This is a genomic window from Nitrosovibrio sp. Nv4, from assembly GCF_900215485.1.
Classification (GTDB): domain Bacteria; phylum Pseudomonadota; class Gammaproteobacteria; order Burkholderiales; family Nitrosomonadaceae; genus Nitrosospira.
The window spans coordinates 1186807-1203343 of sequence record NZ_OCMZ01000001.1 but is presented as its reverse complement, the minus strand read 5'-3'; the positions used below and the strand labels follow the sequence as shown (position 1 = coordinate 1203343).

Annotated in this window: 12 protein-coding genes, 1 other RNA gene and 1 riboswitch; of the genes, 6 read left to right on the top strand and 7 right to left on the bottom strand. The window is 53.1% G+C overall.

Going from position 1 to position 16537, the window contains the following annotated elements:
• Positions 1-4 precede the first annotated feature (4 nt).
• The 3 genes from CRO05_RS05405 to CRO05_RS15465 all read right to left on the bottom strand — a co-directional run bounded on the left by CRO05_RS05405 (position 5) and on the right by CRO05_RS15465 (position 2987).
• On the bottom strand, positions 5-1231 hold the full coding sequence (locus tag CRO05_RS05405; RefSeq protein ID WP_097066132.1) for a sialidase family protein: 1227 nt from the start codon (positions 1229-1231) through the stop codon (positions 5-7).
• Positions 1232-1503: 272 nt separating this feature from the next.
• Positions 1504-2760 carry a dicarboxylate/amino acid:cation symporter gene (locus CRO05_RS05400; protein WP_097066131.1) on the bottom strand — a complete coding sequence of 419 codons (1257 nt, stop codon included), beginning with the start codon at positions 2758-2760 and terminating at the stop codon, positions 1504-1506.
• 68 nt (positions 2761-2828) lie between these two features.
• Positions 2829-2987: a hypothetical protein gene (locus CRO05_RS15465; protein ID WP_159462699.1), complete on the bottom strand. Its 159-nt coding sequence runs from the start codon at positions 2985-2987 to the stop codon at positions 2829-2831.
• 99 nt (positions 2988-3086) lie between these two features.
• Between CRO05_RS15465 and CRO05_RS05390 the strand changes: the two genes are divergently transcribed.
• Together CRO05_RS05390 and CRO05_RS05385 are read left to right on the top strand one after the other, a co-directional pair.
• Positions 3087-4067 carry a glycosyltransferase family 4 protein gene (locus tag CRO05_RS05390; protein ID WP_235001297.1) on the top strand — a complete coding sequence of 327 codons (981 nt, stop codon included), beginning with the start codon at positions 3087-3089 and terminating at the stop codon, positions 4065-4067.
• 1 nt (position 4068) lies between these two features.
• Positions 4069-6015: a nucleoside-diphosphate sugar epimerase/dehydratase gene (locus tag CRO05_RS05385; protein ID WP_097066128.1), complete on the top strand. Its 1947-nt coding sequence runs from the start codon at positions 4069-4071 to the stop codon at positions 6013-6015.
• A 35-nt stretch (positions 6016-6050) separates the two neighbouring features.
• Here CRO05_RS05385 and CRO05_RS05380 read toward each other — a convergent pair whose 3' ends face one another.
• The gene (locus CRO05_RS05380) at positions 6051-7865 is read right to left on the bottom strand and encodes an ABC transporter transmembrane domain-containing protein (protein ID WP_181319737.1); all 1815 of its coding nucleotides are present in this window, start codon (positions 7863-7865) and stop codon (positions 6051-6053) included.
• A 143-nt stretch (positions 7866-8008) separates the two neighbouring features.
• Positions 8009-10072, bottom strand: a complete 2064-nt coding sequence (locus CRO05_RS05375; protein WP_143860888.1) for a TonB-dependent receptor — start codon at positions 10070-10072, stop codon at positions 8009-8011.
• A 114-nt stretch (positions 10073-10186) separates the two neighbouring features.
• Positions 10187-10431, bottom strand: a riboswitch (cobalamin riboswitch).
• A gap of 88 nt (positions 10432-10519) precedes the next feature.
• Between CRO05_RS05375 and CRO05_RS05365 the strand changes: the two genes are divergently transcribed.
• The 4 genes from CRO05_RS05365 (at position 10520) to CRO05_RS05350 (ending at position 13286) form a co-directional block, all read left to right on the top strand.
• Positions 10520-10810, top strand: a complete 291-nt coding sequence (locus CRO05_RS05365) for a hypothetical protein (protein WP_235001296.1) — start codon at positions 10520-10522, stop codon at positions 10808-10810.
• Positions 10807-11115 (top strand): cell division protein ZapA, encoded by a 309-nt coding sequence (locus tag CRO05_RS05360; protein ID WP_097066126.1) that lies wholly within the window; start codon positions 10807-10809, stop codon positions 11113-11115. Before CRO05_RS05365 ends, CRO05_RS05360 begins: the two co-directional genes overlap by 4 nt.
• 86 nt (positions 11116-11201) lie before the next feature.
• Positions 11202-11381, top strand: a non-coding RNA gene (ssrS, locus tag CRO05_RS05355) — 6S RNA.
• Between the two features lie 426 nt (positions 11382-11807).
• Complete coding sequence (locus CRO05_RS05350; protein ID WP_097066125.1) at positions 11808-13286, top strand: amidohydrolase family protein; 1479 nt, start codon at positions 11808-11810, stop codon at positions 13284-13286.
• A 154-nt stretch (positions 13287-13440) separates the two neighbouring features.
• Here the strand turns inward: CRO05_RS05350 and CRO05_RS05345 are convergent, their stop codons facing one another.
• Positions 13441-14760 (bottom strand): CapA family protein, encoded by a 1320-nt coding sequence (locus CRO05_RS05345; RefSeq protein ID WP_097066124.1) that lies wholly within the window; start codon positions 14758-14760, stop codon positions 13441-13443.
• A gap of 113 nt (positions 14761-14873) precedes the next feature.
• Positions 14874-16451 (bottom strand): peroxidase family protein, encoded by a 1578-nt coding sequence (locus CRO05_RS05340; RefSeq protein ID WP_097066690.1) that lies wholly within the window; start codon positions 16449-16451, stop codon positions 14874-14876.
• Positions 16452-16537: the final 86 nt, after the last annotated feature.

Below are 16537 nucleotides of genomic sequence, written 5' to 3'. Positions count from 1 at the left end.
CGAATCAGCGCCTGGCTGTAACCCGTTCAATTGGCATAGTACGCAGACCTTCTTTCGCCGTATTCCAGACTACCAATATCTTTTTATCATCAATCAGCGGTACGGGATAATCTGTCGCGCCCATGGATGTCATTAAACTCGCGGGCTCGTTCCAGGACTCCCCGCCATTTGTCGAGTACATCATCCGAACTGAATAGGACTGTCCATCAAATTCTCGCCAGGTAAGGAGAACGATCTTGCCCGCTGCAACAACAGAAGCATGATTTGCCTGAGCTGCGGGATTGCCGACGGGCAGCGGCTGCGATTCCCAATCACCATCAATACTCTTATAGAACAGTCCCTGGCGAACCGCACCATTGGTAAACCACACCAGATGCAACTTGCCCCAACGGTCAGCCGCAATGCTTCCCCCATTATGCGGACATGCATTAACCTGCCATTCATCGCGCGTTGCACGTCTCACTCCACCCTTGTCCAGATTCGCAATGGCGAAATCCCGGGTGTTGGTATCGAAAATATTTCGCCATAAGACAACCGGTCCTTCCTTTGTCCAGGTGAGCGCCGTCCGGCAACATTCGCAGGTATGTTCCTTAAAACTGCGGTTCCGGCCGAAACTCGCACCGTTATCGAAGGACTGCGCGGTAAATACCGACACGCCCGAAAACACTTCGCCTCTTTCCTTTGCTGCATCCCGATCGCGTGCATCCAGCCAGGCGACTGCTACCCTGCCCTCGCCATCGATTGCCAGCGAATCAAAACGGTGGCTGGTGAGCTTGCCGTCGTCATTCAGGGTAATGGGTTCGGAAAAGGTCTGACCCGAGTCTGTCGAGCGCGCGAAGCGAACGTTGCCGGCATATTTCTGTGGCAGTGATTGTGTCCAGGTCAGCAGCACCGTGCCGTCGCGCGCAACGGCGATTTTCGGGCGGCTCTCCCCGTCAGACGATATATTTTCCGGTTCGGGTGTGACGACTACCGGCTTCGAAAAACTTCTTCCGTCGTCTTCCGACCGCGAAACCAGCAGCCGCTGATCCTCAACTTTTGCTAACCATAACCGTCCGTTCGCATCCAGCGTTGCTCCCACCGCCAACGTCGACTTTGGAGCCCGGGAAGCCTGGGACGAGTGGGACATCGAATGATCTGGTTCTTCTTTGACTGAATCCGGCTGACCCGCGAGCGCGGCGGCCGAAAAACTCACCAGCAAAATGGTGGCAATACGAAGAATCCGGGGCATCTCCCTCTCCCATCATAATATCGGTCGAGGATAATCCATTTGGAGAGACCTGGGAATGTGACAAATTGTCGCACCTTGCCTGTTACATTGTCTCCAATCCAGCGGTGGCGACTATGACATCGTACTTAACCAGGCGAATTTTCCGTCGTCTCGTTTCCAGATACGCCCTTTTCCAGGCTCGCTTTTATTAAGCCCGATATCAGTGACTCGCCGGATATGCCGTTGAATTATTTGCCGAGAGCGGGCGGATGATATGTCGACATATAATTGAGTTAACTACTGGAATGGGTGCGATCCTCACTTCTTACCCACTTCTGTACCACCAGGCTGCCTACCATATCACCCTCGACATTGACTGTGGTGCGGAATGTATCCAGCAACCGGTCAATGGGCAGCAGGATGGCAATGCCTTCTGCAGGCAGTCCCACGGATTGAAGCACCAGCACCATCGTCACCATGCCGGCGCTGGGGATGCCAGGCGCACCCATGGCGGCAAGCATGGCGGTCAAGAACACGATTATCTGCTGCATGAGGTTGAGCTCTATGCCGGCCAGATTGGCAATAAAAAGGGCGGCGACGGCCTCATACAATGCGGTGCCATCCATGTTGAGTGTAGCGCCCAGCGGCAGGACAAAGCCGGCAATATCGCGTTTGACATGCAGGTGCTGCTCGACGCACCGCAAGGTGACCGGCAACGTGGCGGAACTGGAACTGGTGGCGAAGGCCGTTATCAGCGCCTCGCGCGCGCCGCGCCAGAATTTGAGCGGCGTCATGCCGGTGACCAGATATAGGATCAGCGGTAGTACCACTACGCCATGCAGCAGTGTAGTCCCCACGACCACGGCGATAAATTCAATCAGTGTCGTGAGCAAGACCGGGTCCTGCGTCGCAACCAGTTTCATCAGCAGCGCCATGATGCCCAGCGGGGCCAGCCGCATGATCCAGCCCACCAGCATCAGCATCAGCTCCAGGAACTCCTGTAACAGAGTCAGTATATTGGCGTAGCGCTCGCCACCTACAACCAGGGCAATTCCGAGCAGCAACGCGAAAACCACCACAGCAAGCACGTCGCCCTGCGCAAGCGCCGTTATCGGATTCCGAAACAGCGAATGGAGTAAATGCGAAAAGAACTCTGACATTGGCATTTCAGCCGCTCGAAAGTCCTGCATGGCATCCTGAAACATTGCGAGCTGCAGTCCTTCGCCCGGACGGACAAGGTTAGCAGCGGTCAGCCCCAGCATGATCGCCAGCGCCATGGAAAATATAAAGAAGCCCAATGTTGCTTTCCAGACCTTGTGCATCTGCCTGTGCGCGCGTAAATTTGCGACCCCCACCGCAATGGAGGTAAACACGAGCGGAATCAGCACCATTTTCAACAAGTCAATAAACAACGTTCCTACGAGCTCAGCGATATATAGTCCACCCTGGACGACCGCCGATTCTTTTTCGAGCAGGGACAAGCCCAGACCCAGTAAAAGACCCGCCAGCACACCCCACAGAATTTGCGCATTAAGCGACGTTTTTTTCATTGCCGGATTCTTTATGAAATATTATTTTCTGAGCAAAATGGCGGCGGAAACTCTTATTCTCAATAACGTCACAGATACCACAAGTGAAAAGAGGCGCCGAAGCCAGCATATTCGCGAGTAACAATATCAGATTTCTCAACGATGAAAAGCCGGGTGAAAGCAAGCCTGAAGAGAGACTCAGATTGCCAAAAAGAAAACTCGAAATATTTTTCCGTCAGTTCAGCCATGAACGTTGCTTTCGCCGGCACTCCGCATTTGCAATCATCCTGATGTTCCCGGCATCGTGGTATTCTCAGCAGTTATAATCCGTTATCATGAATGCCGGCATGCCGTTTTCAATTGTCATAGCACCGTTCATTGCGTTTACGGTAGCCCTCGGCTTGATCTGGTATCTGATCAAGGGCAACGTCCTCAAGGTGCTGGACCATCCCAATCCTCGTTCCCTTCATAGCAAAGCTGTTCCTCGAACCGGAGGGTTGGGTTTGATGGCGGGAATACTCGCCTCATGGGCATTTCTCCCCGAGGCGTTGCCATTGTTTATATGGACAAGCGTTACCCTGTTGGTAGCAATATCATTCGCCGATGATATTTTCGGATTGCCGGTCTCGGCCAGATTACTGCTCCATGGAGCGGTTGCTGTCTGGTTCTCAGTAACGGCGCTGTCCGATACCCATGGCTGGATGGTCCTGGCCGTAACCACGGTCGCGATTACCTGGATGCTCAATCTTTATAACTTCATGGACGGTTCAGACGGCCTGGCAGGCGGTATGACTCTGATCGGTTTCAGTTGCTATGGGGTGAGTGCATGGTTAGCCGGGAATGAGCCGTTCGCTCTTATGAGTTTCTGCATCGCCGCGGCCGCCGCTGCTTTTTTGTTGTTCAATTTTCATCCCGCACGTATTTTCATGGGAGATGCGGGTGCAATCCCGCTGGGATTCCTGGCTGCGACAATGGGCATAATGGGCTGGACAAATGGCTTTTGGCCGCTGTGGCTGCCACTACTCGTATTTTCCCCGTTTATTGCCGATGCCTCTGTTACCCTCGCACGGCGCGGCCTGCGCGGGGAGAAAGTGTGGCAGGCGCACCGCGAGCATTACTACCAGCGCATGGTGCAAAGCGGTTTTGGTCATCGCAATACGGCTCTGGTCAGTTATCTTCTCATGTTGGCCGCGAGCACGAGCGCTATATGGGCAATGCGGCAGCATAGTGCAGTTCAGTTTGGAGTCGGTATCGCATGGGGTGGAATTTATTTACTTATGATGTGGGTCTTTGACCGCTATTGGAGGCGCCATTCCGGCAATCCATAACATGCCTGTATATAAACCCAACATACGCGCGGTAATCGCGTTCGTTCATGACCTGGCCGCCGCGATCATCGCGTGGTGGCTGGCTTATTCGTTTCGTTTCAATTTCGAAATACCGCCATTGTACCTTGGGTCATTGAAAGAAATTCTGCCATGGGCGGTTACGTTGCATGCGGTGGCTTTTTTATGGTTCGGCCTGTATCGCGGACTTTGGCACTATGCGAGCCTGCCCGATTTACGGCGCATCCTGTTTGCGATACTGGCATCGGCCGCCGCAGTGCCGCTGGCATTATTCATGTTGGAAATACATACAGGTGTACCGAGAACCGTTTTGCTGCTGGGCCCCATCCTGCTGCTGTTTATCATGGGTGGCAGCCGTCTCGCTTATCGTTTATGGAAGGAACATCGACTCTATGGACAAAAGAAGCCCGAACGCAATCTCGTCCTGGTGCTCGGCGCGGGTGACGCCGCAGTCGGGCTAGTGAAAGAACTGGCACGCAGCGTGCAATGGCAGGTGGTGGGATTATTGGATGATGATCCTGCAAAAACTGGTCTGATGCTGCACGGATTTAAAGTATTGGGCAGAATCAATGAATTGCCCGTTATAGCGAAAGAAACCGGCGTTGCCCATGCCATTATCGCCATGACCTCTTCCGCCTCGGATCGCCGGAAAGCCTACCGTTCTCAACTCGACCGGCGGCGGCCTGACCGCCTTCTCCGTGACCGCCGGCGGGCGCTGCAGATGTGTGCCGCCGCCGGAATAAAGGCCTTGACCGTTCCCTCTTACGACGACTTGATCAGCGGCAAAATTACGGTATCGCAAATTCGCACTGTCGAACCGGAGGATCTGCTGGGTCGAGATCCCGTGGTACTGGATAACGAAGGCTTGCATGACCTGCTAACAGGAAAAACCGTTCTGGTTACTGGCGCTGGCGGTTCAATCGGATCCGAGTTATGCCGCCAGATTGCCAAATTCGGCCCGGGGCGGCTGGTGCTGTTCGAATTAAACGAATTTGCCCTCTACAACATCGAACAGGAATTTCAGGTCAAATTCCCGGATATGCCGATGTCGTTCACGATAGGGGATGTCAAAGATCAGGCACGTTTGGCTCAAGTATTCTCACAATATCGGCCGGCGGTCGTATTTCATGCAGCCGCTTACAAGCATGTGCCGCTCATGGAGCACGAAAACGCCTGGCAAGCCGTAATGAACAATGTTTTTGGAACTTACGCCCTTGCACATGCCGCGATTACGCATGGCGTGGAAAGATTTGTAATGATCTCGACGGATAAAGCGGTAAATCCCACAAATGTCATGGGGGCAAGCAAGCGGCTGGCAGAGATGGTGTGTCAATCGCTACAACAATCGATTTCTTTCCAGCAAGCGGACGATTTGAGTTGCAGAATGCAGCGGCCAGGTTTTGTCATGGTTCGCTTCGGCAACGTGCTGGGCAGCGCGGGCAGCGTAATTCCCAAATTCCGCGAGCAGATCGAAAAGGGCGGCCCGATTACCGTCACTCATTCCGAAATCACGCGCTATTTCATGTCGATACCTGAGGCTGCACAGCTGGTTCTCCAGGCAGGGTTGATGGGAGGAAAAAACGGCGCTGGGGAAATTTTTGTACTGGATATGGGTGAGCCCGTGAAAATAGCCGACCTTGCCAGGGATTTGATCCGGCTCTCCGGCCTGAGTGAGGATGATATTCAAATTGTCTACAATGGGTTGCGGCCCGGGGAGAAACTCTACGAAGAATTATTGGCGGATGATGAAAGCACTTTACCTACACCTCACCCTAAATTACGCATCGCCCAGGCCCGTCCGATCGACAGGGAATGGCTGGCGGAACTGCTGGCGTGGCTGAGCGAGCATCCTGTACTAAGCGATGAGGAAGTAAAACAGGATTTGGCAAGATGGGTGCCGGAATACTCGAATCGGGAATCAATGCATTGAACCCCACGGCTCCTCCCTGTTGTTGATAGCGCTGCCTATCCTCCATCGACGTGGTTCTGGTTCAGGAAAGTCCGGGCAAGGCTGGTGTAAGCGCCGCCTCTTGCCAGCAGTTCCTGATGGCTGCCGACTCCAATGACCCTGCCTTTGTCCAGCAGAACGATGCGATCTGCTTTTTCCAGGGTGGATAAACTGTTGGCGATAACAAGCGACGTGCGCCCTTGCATGAGGGTGTCCAATGCAGCGTTCACATGATGAACAGACTCGTAATCCATCGGTCCGTACGCCTCATCCAGAACGAGGATAGGTGGATTCTTCAGCAATACTCGAGCAATGACGATACGCAACCGCTGTCCGCTCGTAAGTTTTACGCCTTGCTCCCCTACCAGCGTTTGCAATCCCTCGGGCATTTTCCGGATGAATTCGGATGCATGAGCTGCCTGTGCAGCAGCGGTGATCTTCGCTTCTGTTGCGCGACACGTAGCACCATAAGCGATGTTGGCTGCTATCGTGTCATTGAATAGCGTTGTCTCCGCGGATATCACGGCAATATTGGCGCGCAGACTAGCCAACTTGAGGCTCTTCAGATCATGACCATCAAGTAGAATTTTTCCCGATGTCGGGTTCGCAAAACGCGGCACCATATTCGCAAGAGCAGCGGCGCTGCCTCTAAAGCCCACCAGCGCCACCATCTCGTATGGCCGTATGGTCAGGGTGATATCCCGCAACGCTGAGCAGGGTTCGCCGCAGGAACCGATATTGGCTTCGGGGGTGGCTTCGGGGTCAGCGTGAATGTTCTTTTCCCGATCCCGACAAAAACTGACCTGCTCGAATCTCAATTCCCCTTGTGCACGCTCAATAATTATCGTCCCGTTATCCGGTTCAGCCTCCTGATCCAGCAGCGAAAATACGCTTTCCGCAGCTATCAGCCCGGATTGCAGAACTTGCCTCGCGCCAGCAATGCGCCTTACCGGCGCGACCAGCATCAGCATGGCTGCGGTGAGAGAGGCAAAGCCGCCTGCCGTCACCTCATTGGCAAACGCCTGCTGACCTGAAACATATATGATGATGGCCAGCGCAGCCGCAGTGGCAATCTGCGCCAGAGGAACGCAGAGAGACGCTATGGCCATCCGCTTCATCACAAAGCGGGACACTGTGTCCGCTTGCTCCCGCATGCGTTGATGTTCATACTTCTCACCGCCGTGCAGCTTGACTACCAGGTGGTTCTCGACAGAGTCCTGTACCGCACGGGAGAGGCCATCCACTGTTTGTCCAACTTCCAGTCCCATCCCATGCAGGCGCTCCGTGACTATCCGCATGATCAGCAGAATCACGGATACCATCAATAACGTCAGCAGCGACAATTCCCAGTTTAGATAGAGCATCCATCCCAGCAGTCCCAGAACAGTAAACGTGTCTTTGACCATCACGGTGACGAGGTCGGTGAAAGCGCGAGCGACTAGACTGGCGCCGGATGTGATGGTGAAAACGAGGCTGCCGCTCGGATGAGCGACGTAATAACATGAAGGCAATATCAATAACTTGTCGAACATCTCCGTCCGCAAGTCCACCGCCATTTTATTGCCTACCCAGCTGATCGCATAGGCGCCGATGTGGCCCGTTACGCCGCGCACGGCAAACAAGCCAACGGTTCCCAGCAGAACCAGTTGCATCAATTCCAGATTCTTGCCGGCAATAGCGCCATCCAGCATCGGCTGCACCAATGCAGTCAGCATCGGCACTGTTGCCGCCATCGCAATCATGCAGGTTAGTGCAAGTATGAGCGCGTCCCAATAGGGCGCGATATATCTCATCACGCGCTGGCATAACTGGCGGCTGGTGATGGTTCGCATGTCTTGTATGGCTGCGCAAGCAGAATCGGAGGAAAAGAAGCTTATTTCCGGGAATTCCGGAAAACCGTATTATGTCACCTGCCTCCCTGCGCGATAAGGTGTAAGGTGTATAGCGGAGTTGTTACCTGTAAATCCAGTTAACCTCAGTTGAACTGATATTTCATTGTGAACCAGACATTACGCTCGCGAGCCGGCAGTGCGTTAAAGCTCGTGCCTGCCGCGTTGCGGATTGCATATGAAAAGTATTTTTCATCAAATAAGTTATTTACCGCCATGCTCAGCAACAACTTCCTTACCTGATGAGAAACCTTGATATCCACTGTGACGTAATCCGGCATGCGGCGCGTGGCGGTGTTGGCCTGATCGTTATCAAATACCTGTTCGCCCACATAATTCATCATTGCCGCGATGCGCGTTTCAGGTGCAAGACGGAACGTACCCCCCGCCGCAGCGCTATGGCGGGGCACCAGTGGAATGACGTTTCCTGAAATATCCGTGCCGCCGAAATTTCCTTCACGAAAGCGCGCATCGGTGTAGGTATAGTTGCCAAATATATCGATTTTATTCGTAACAGCCCAGGAGCCTTCGATTTCTGCGCCCTGCCGCCGGGTAGGAGGGAGATTCGTATTGGCAAAGAACCTGAATGGGTCTACGTTCATGAAACCGATCTCGTTGTTGAGATTGATCCGGTAAAGCGCTGCGCGTCCGCGCACCGATCCTTTCTGATAATCCAGTCCGATTTCGCCGGTATGAGCGGTTTGCGGCTCAAGTATCCTGATCATGGAATCGAACGCCGGCCCGCCGAATTGATTGTAGTTTTCATCCACCGTGGCTATTCGGAAGCTTCGGCCAAATTTGCCATAGAATGAAAAAGCGGATCCCAGCGGTTGGCGCACTCCCGCATCATACGCATACACAATACGGCTCTGCCGATCACGGGCATGGGCTGCTGAATTGAAACGGTCAGCCGCTCTGTTGTCCACCCATTGCAGCCGCCCTCCCAGTGTGACGACCGTACCCTTGGGCAAGGTCGTGGAATGCTGCAGGTAGACTGCGCGATTCTCCTGCGTTGCCGCCACATCGGTCTGCAACATGTTGGCTGATATCGGGCCTGGTACAGTTTCCATTCCGGTAAAACGTTTGGCAGTATAATCCCACCATTCCAGATTTGCGCCCAGCACCAGTTCATGATTGATGCCGAAAGCCTGAAATGGCAGCTTCATCCGTGGATTGAACAACCACACGTTGGATCGTGAATTGACAAATGTTTTGGAATTGAAGGTATCGATACTGTAGTCGTCGAATAATGCCGTCCGATGGTTGTCTCGAAAAGACAGGTCTGCGGCAAGATCGCCAAATCCAGTGGTACGTTCTCCCCTGAGGGTTACAAATGCTCCCTCGCGAGTGGTGAAATCTCGTGGTGTTGAGGTCCCCTTTCGATCCGATATCAGTTGTGCTTCCGTGCGCGTAGCCGGTAATTCCAGTTTTTGATCATCCACGCCGAACTTCAGCAATGCCCTGCCATTGGTGAACTGATAGCGCAGATCTCCTTGCAGATTCATTTGATGAAGTGAATTGTTAACGCGATAATTATCTGTCTGCAGCGCATTCCCGGTGAGTGCCAGCGCAAGATTCCTTCCTGCCGCGTTTAATGCCCCGGTGAATTCCGTTCCGCCATAGCTGCCAAACGAAAGCCCACCGGTGCCCGACACGCGACCAGGCCCGGCGGCCCGCGTGACTATATTGATTACGCCCCCTGTGGCGCCAGCTCCATAGGTTACCGCGCCGCTACTTCGCAGCACCTCGATGCGCTCAATGGAATCAAGAGGAATTGTCGACCAGCGAATACCCACTAACTCATTTTCGTTCATCCGTTGCCCGTCAAGCAAAACAAGCGTGTTCTGGTTGCCGGTAATGCCGAATCCGCGCATGTCGATCTGCGGATCGGGGCTGCCATCGACGTTGCGGGTATGTATCCCGGCCAGTTGTTGTATTAACTCCGGCAAGGTCGATGCGGCACTGTTCTTGATCTGCTCCGCGCTGATAATGGAAACCCCTATCGGCAGTTTCTCCACACGCTGATTAAAGCGTGTCGCGGTAACAACGATCTCTTCGAGCTGGCTTTTCGGCGAATCATCGACGCTAACGGCCCATGAAGGCACAGGAACAGCAAAAAATGACAAAACAAGTTTGCGGAATAGGCTCACGGTATCAGCTTGTATTTGGGGATGCACATATCCCAGGTGATAAACAAGGAAATACCGCGGGGAATGACTCTGTGAGCGAAAAAGATATCGATCAGGATATCGCCCCACGCGATAAATTCCATATGGATTCAAGGCCGGTATCCGGGCTTGCAGGATTTGACGTATCGCCTTCCCATGAACTGGAGAATTCACAGTGGCCTGTTGATACGCCCACACCTGCTTACCGTTGCGGGGGCAGCCCAGGCATAAGAAACCGCCGACCAAGTCCTCTGCGGAGGACTGTTCGAAGATGTCCTACCTGGTTCCCGTTTAACTCGACCGCGCAAAGCGGTCGAAGCACCTCAAACGTGGCGCGCATTCTACCAGAATCATTGGTGTCAGAGAGCTGAAACCTTTGTGTGAATGTTTCGCCCCCGGAATACCGAATGTGTCGCTATGCGAATAAACATGGCGGAACGCGGCGGATTGCTTGAAACTACATTTGAAAAATCGTGTTCCCAGTTGACTCAACAAGGATTTCCAAACTATAGTGACCCGATGGAATCGGAACTAGACTCTCTTGAAGAGAAAATCAAACAATTCGTGGGCTTGTGCCAGCAACTGCGATCGGAGAATATCGAGCTGCGCCAGCAACTGGCTGGTGTCGTCAGTGAAAATAGACATCTGACGGAAAAAATAAGCACTGCAGCTTCCCGCCTTGAGGCAATTCTGTTGCAAATTCCCGAAAGCGAAGAATGAAGACTCCCCAGACCATTGATGTCGTCATCATGGGACGCGAATTCCGCGTCGCCTGCCCTGACGAAGAGCGCGAGGAGCTGCTGCAGGCGGTGGCTTATCTCGACAAGAAAATGCGCGATATCAGGGACAGCGGCAAGGTGGCCGGCTCCGAACGCGTCGCCGTTATGGCAGCGCTCAATATCACTCATGAATTGCTCACCGCACGAAACAGGGAGGGCTTTGACATGGAAGAATTTAAGCGTAGAATCGATCACATGCAGGCAGCACTTGATGCGGTGATGCCGGAGCAAGATAAGCTGTTTTGATCCGGCATCACGAAATTTTCAAGATCGGCTCGAACAGTTTTCACATTTGCGCGTTATTCTGAGTACACGCGACAATGGGCTAAAGTTGTTCCCTGCGGTGTTTGTTAAGACCTATATTCTTTGAACCAACTTTTTGAGAATTGGTTACAAACCAGAGCGATGCTGTTGTGCGCGTCCTACGCGGAAGCGCCTGATGCATCCGGTAAGTGACCACCTTGGACCTTAAGGTTCAAGATAAATGGTCTGACGGCATTTGCGGGGACTTTATTTGGAATACAAAAAAAGCGGTTATGCCGCTTTTTTTGTTGCCTCTCAGCCACCCAACCAGGAGCGGCTAAAAAGATCTGTGCTTTCAATTTGTGACTGAACTATGCATCATTGAGTCAGCCACACCACCTGCCCCTGGCACAGGTCGATCTTCGCATCCGCGCGGCTTCCGGCCACACCCCAACCTGCTGGGGTAAATTCACGCTCTTTGCCAAATCCATTTTCATGTACTAATCTGTTGATTGAGTCCCATGTCTATAACTTCTATCGGCAGGTTGAATGTCGTTTCAAGGGAAACGTCAATTTTAGGCTAAATCTGGTAAATCGCGGCGAGCCGAAACTGAAATTACGATAATGCACATGCTTGTCCTGCGAATTTTCCTGCGCGCTGCGTTTACTTCTCCGTTTTGAAAGGCATGCCTAACATGATCCCATCCAAATCCCGCATCGATCCTGACGGCAGCCGCCTCCCGATCAAGCTCGACACGACCTCGAATGGAGAGTTTGAACCGGTGCCGCTATCGCCTGTGAATTGCGCAGCGAACCGACTTGCCCATGAGGCGGCAGACAAGAACGCGAAGCGCTTGGCTGTTTCCCGGAGAAACTTTCTCGTCTCCGCCTGCGGTGCGGCTTCGACGCTTCTCGCTTTCAATGCCGCGAACGCCGCAGCGGGCAAGGTGGGAGGATTCTTCAATCTACCCGGGGAAGCTGCGCTCGACTCCGCGCTCGCGGAGGCGCGAATTGGTGGGGGCGAATTTATCTTCGACGTGCAGGGACACTTCGTGGATCCGAACGGCGCGTGGTTGCAGAAGCTTACCCCTGGCGCGAAACCATTGAGCCAAATGCCCAAGACCGGCTGCGCGCTCGCGTCCGAGCCCGGGGCGTACAGCTATCTGCGCTGCCTTGGCCCCGACGAGTTTATAAAAGACGTGTTCCTCGATTCGGATACCGATATGATGGTGCTCTCCTTCGTCCCCTCACGGCCGGATGCCGAGCCACTCACCATCCAGACGGCGGACGCAGTGCGCAAGATCGTCGATCGGATGGAGGGCATGCACCGGCTGCTGCTGCATGGACGGGTGAACCCCAATCAGACGGCTGACTTCGATTCGATGGATGAGCTGAAGGAGCGCTGGGGCGTATCCGCGTGGAAGACTTACACGCAGTTCGGGCCTCAAGGCAAGGGCTATTTTCTATCCGATGAGATCGGGACGCGCTTCATTGAAAAAGCGCGCAAGCTCGGCGTCAATATCATCTGTGTGCACAAGGGCCTGCCTTTCGGTAAACAATCCTACGAACACAGCAAATGCACTGATATCGGCGTCGTCGCCAAGCGCTTTCCCGACGTCGCATTCCTGGTCTATCATTCGGGCTTTGTCACTGGGGTCCCTGAACGCGCTTTTGAGGGCAGGGGTGCGGACGACGGCATCGATACGCTGATCCGCTCGCTCATAGAGAACGATGTGGCGCCAAATAGCAACGTTTACGCCGAACTCGGTAGCACGTGGCGCTACCTGATGCGCGAACCGGAAGCCGCAGCCCATGCATTGGGCAAACTTCTGAAGTACTGTGGAGAGAACAACGTACTCTGGGGAACGGACTCGATCTGGTATGGCTCCCCGCAGGATCAGATCCAGGCTTTTCGCGTGTTTCAGATTGCCCGAGACTTGCGCGACAGACACGGATACCCGGAAATTACCCCACGGATCCGGGCCAAGATTTTTGGACTCAACGCCGCCAGGGTATATGCGATCAGCCCAGACGAGGTACAGAAATACCTCAGGCGCGACGGTATCGCCCAGGAACGGCTTGGCTATCTCGAACACCCCGAACCGCATTTCCTTACCTATGGACCAAAGACGCGGCGCGAGTTTCTGAATCTACCAGGGGCGGGACAGCCCTGAGCCGTTGAGAAATATTCCCACAAAAGTGGGAATCCATGGTTTTGAGAACGTGGATTCCTGCTCCTGCTTTCGCAGAAATAACCAGCAAAATGATAATCGTACCGCTTCTTCGGTTGCACCTGCGCGACTTATTTCGGAACGTTTTTTGATGAATTCATACCACCCACCGCAGCATTAAAGTGTTATCAGCGCCCAGTTCAACCGAAGTACCAAACTTCTCACCCTCCCTTTTCAGAACATTCTTCAACCAGCGGGCGTCCTCCTCAGATGCGCGATAAAGCCTGAAGTGTTTAATCTGCATGGCGGTCATATCCAGACTGATCAGATTACCGCTTGAAGGGTCCGTACTTACGAAATACATTAGAACCAGATCGCCCCGATAAGTCTCATGCCCCGAAATCCCTTCATAGTCGTTCAGGAAATCACCACAGCCGTGAAGAATCAGTTTTCCTTTATAAACCTCGATCCCTTTCACATGGTGGGAAGAGTGGCCATGAACGATATCGACATTCGCTTCATCGATCAATCGATGGGCGAATTCCCGCTGACCGCGTGGAACCTCATAACCCCAGTTGCTGCCCCAGTGGATTGAAGCAATTGCAATGTCACCCTCCAGTTTCACTTGCTCGATGCTATTACCGATATCCCGGATCGTTCCGGCGGATAAGTCCGGTAACAGGTTTACCCCAGGTCTGTCCGGCGCTGCGGCCCAGCTCCAGGGTATGCCGCTTGTTTCCGAACCAAATGAAAAAACCAGCACCCGCCCTTTTCTCGAAACAGCGATCACGGCAGGGGCCCGGGCCTCTTGAATATTGTGACCTGCTCCTGTAGTTTTTATATTTGCCTGCTTCAGTGTCTTCAATGTTTCCGCAAGACCAGGGTACCCCCAATCGAGAACATGATTGTTCGCCAGAGTGCAACAATCTATTTTCGCCGCGGTGATACAAGGAATATTACCTGGATGCATTCGGTAATTGACCGCCTTGTCTTCCGCATCATTACTTCGAGTAACCGCGGTTTCCAGATTAACGATACGTATATCGGGCTTTCGCCGGTCCAGTTCGGCAAGTGCATCCCCCCAGATATAGGAAAATTCCACCGGCTTTGGTATCGGGCCATTTACCTCTTCGGCAAGCTCCACATAACCGATGGCGTTTTTCATGTAGCCCTCGAAAAGGACGGGGCTGCCGGGATGGGGCAAAATCTGATCAATGCCCCTGCCCGTCATAACATCACCGCATAGAAATAAACTGACAATACCAGGAGCCTGCTGCGATTGCGGCCCCGCAGCGTCTTGTTTATCATTCCTCGCGCTGGTCTCGTCTGTGCCGATGTTCACGCCCGCCCCATGAGTCGTCGTCTGCGCCCAAATCGGGCGAAGCGCAAGAGCGAATCCTGTAGCAACCGCAGAAACGATGAATTCGCGCCGTTCCAGTCGATGGTATGCATGTTTGGCGCTATGAGGATGCTTCATGACAGCAATACATTTTGACTGTAAGCTTTATCCAGGTGATTACCACGGGAACGATAGAGAACGTTCTCGCGTTGGCAAATTAACGCCAGGCGTTACCGGGCTCTCGTATTAGCTCAACCACCAGGTTTCCAGCCAGGTAAGGTCATGCCGATATACAAATCGGTGAGCGGGTCAAAACCAGCGTTCCTGTCCAGCATATCCTGCAGCGATCTTGTACTGTGAATTGCTTTCCACCCCGGCGTGGAAAACGTCTCTTCGTTATACACATGCCTGGAAAGCAAGGGATTGGTCAAGGCTTGGGAAAAAGCATCCACTGCTACCATTCGAAGCATCAATGGCGGCAAAGGCGAATCTTCCACGAGGTCTTCCGCAAACAAACCAACGTAGAAATCAATATCCTCCACGCGCCGGTATGTGTTCCTGAGAAAATCGACCACTCGGGAGTCCTCGGAAATATCTGAGAAATCCCGGGGCCGGGATAGCGACACATAATCACGATAATCAGTGTAGGGAGCGAGGTCAGCCAAGCGGCCCTGATCGATAGCGCGAGTTTCGATTTCCCATAAAAACTCGGCAGTGTTGAACGGGCCAAGCCGCGCGGCTCGCTGGCCACTCGTATCGGTAAACGCCCGCCGCAACCCTCCATCGATCAAGAGCCGATTGTTCATGGAGGTCGCCCCCAAAAGGTAGTCTTTGCCATTCCACGTGATCCGATTCGGGACAAGGGAATGCCAGCGATACAGCAAGCTGAATTCCGTTGTAATCCAGTTGGGCTTGTTCCATGGCGCGTCCCAGGCAACTGATGGGTCGACGTGATATCGAAACAAGGGGGAGATATGACTGATATATTCCTCCACCACAATCCTGATGAACAACACAATCACCGTATTTCTTGCAGTCTGAAAAATACGCTCATCATTCCAATCAGGATGACTCTGTTCAATCTCGCCTGCGAGCCTATTATGCTCTCGCAAAAACAGCGTATTCAGCATGGCAACTTGCGGCACGGCATTCGTTCGATCCCCTCCAAGGGCAAAAATTCGAGCACGTAACTCTTCGGGATTGGGCGCCCTCTCCAGAGCACTGTTCAGGCCGAGTGGTTTATCGAGGTCGACGAATTCCTCCTTTATCGTGTCCTTATCAAAGAGGAAAGGCGAAAACTCTTCCTCTCCGATCAATTGCGATTTCAAACGGCCGCGTTCTCCCGCAACTTCGCTTTTAAGCCGAAGGGCGTCCGTTTGTTTTGGCAACCGTCCATAGAGCGGGCACATGTCAATCTGATGGTTGGAGGTATTCTGTAGACGCACCTCCTCCGGCTCATTTGCCTCGGGCATGCGGGTGCGGATAAAACCGTCAGTCAGATACTGGGCAAAAGTTGGGAACAACAATGTCGATTTATCGGAAAGACGCTGTTCTCCATTCTGTTGTTTGAAAAGCCCGAGCAAGTCCCCGGATGTTGGCAGATTCGGGGTCTTTTTTGCACGAAGGTGACGCGCGCTCCACCGCTGATCTGTAAGAGAAGTCCATGAAGTATAGTCATGGACAGTACTCCAGGGATGGGGTCTGTGGCGGCAAACATTCACGGTCCTGTTGATGATCCATTCATTTAATTTCGTGTTTAGCCACGGCCAGTTTTCCGCGATACCCAACGCGAATCTGAGAAGGCGATTCATCAACTTATCAGTTATCATCGTTCCTCCCTCTAACAGGTATACACTGAGGATTTTGAAAAGCTTGCATAATCTCTTCTGCTCAAGGAATTGAAATCGTGTCTCTT

Excerpts from the sequence above, each read along its gene's own strand:
- CRO05_RS05385 (WP_097066128.1), top strand. The coding sequence starts at position 4,069 with ATGCCTGTATATAAACCCAACATACGCGCGGTAATCGCGTTCGTTCAT.
- CRO05_RS05360 (WP_097066126.1), top strand. The coding sequence starts at position 10,807 with ATGAAGACTCCCCAGACCATTGATGTCGTCATCATGGGACGCGAATTC.
- CRO05_RS05350 (WP_097066125.1), top strand. The coding sequence starts at position 11,808 with ATGATCCCATCCAAATCCCGCATCGATCCTGACGGCAGCCGCCTCCCG.
- CRO05_RS05390 (WP_235001297.1), top strand. The coding sequence starts at position 3,087 with ATGCCGTTTTCAATTGTCATAGCACCGTTCATTGCGTTTACGGTAGCC.
- CRO05_RS15465 (WP_159462699.1), bottom strand. The coding sequence starts at position 2,987 with ATGGCTGAACTGACGGAAAAATATTTCGAGTTTTCTTTTTGGCAATCT.
- CRO05_RS05400 (WP_097066131.1), bottom strand. The coding sequence starts at position 2,760 with ATGAAAAAAACGTCGCTTAATGCGCAAATTCTGTGGGGTGTGCTGGCG.
- CRO05_RS05345 (WP_097066124.1), bottom strand. The coding sequence starts at position 14,760 with ATGAAGCATCCTCATAGCGCCAAACATGCATACCATCGACTGGAACGG.
- CRO05_RS05380 (WP_181319737.1), bottom strand. The coding sequence starts at position 7,865 with ATGCGAACCATCACCAGCCGCCAGTTATGCCAGCGCGTGATGAGATAT.
- CRO05_RS05340 (WP_097066690.1), bottom strand. The coding sequence starts at position 16,451 with ATGATAACTGATAAGTTGATGAATCGCCTTCTCAGATTCGCGTTGGGT.
- CRO05_RS05365 (WP_235001296.1), top strand. The coding sequence starts at position 10,520 with ATGGCGGAACGCGGCGGATTGCTTGAAACTACATTTGAAAAATCGTGT.
- CRO05_RS05405 (WP_097066132.1), bottom strand. The coding sequence starts at position 1,231 with ATGCCCCGGATTCTTCGTATTGCCACCATTTTGCTGGTGAGTTTTTCG.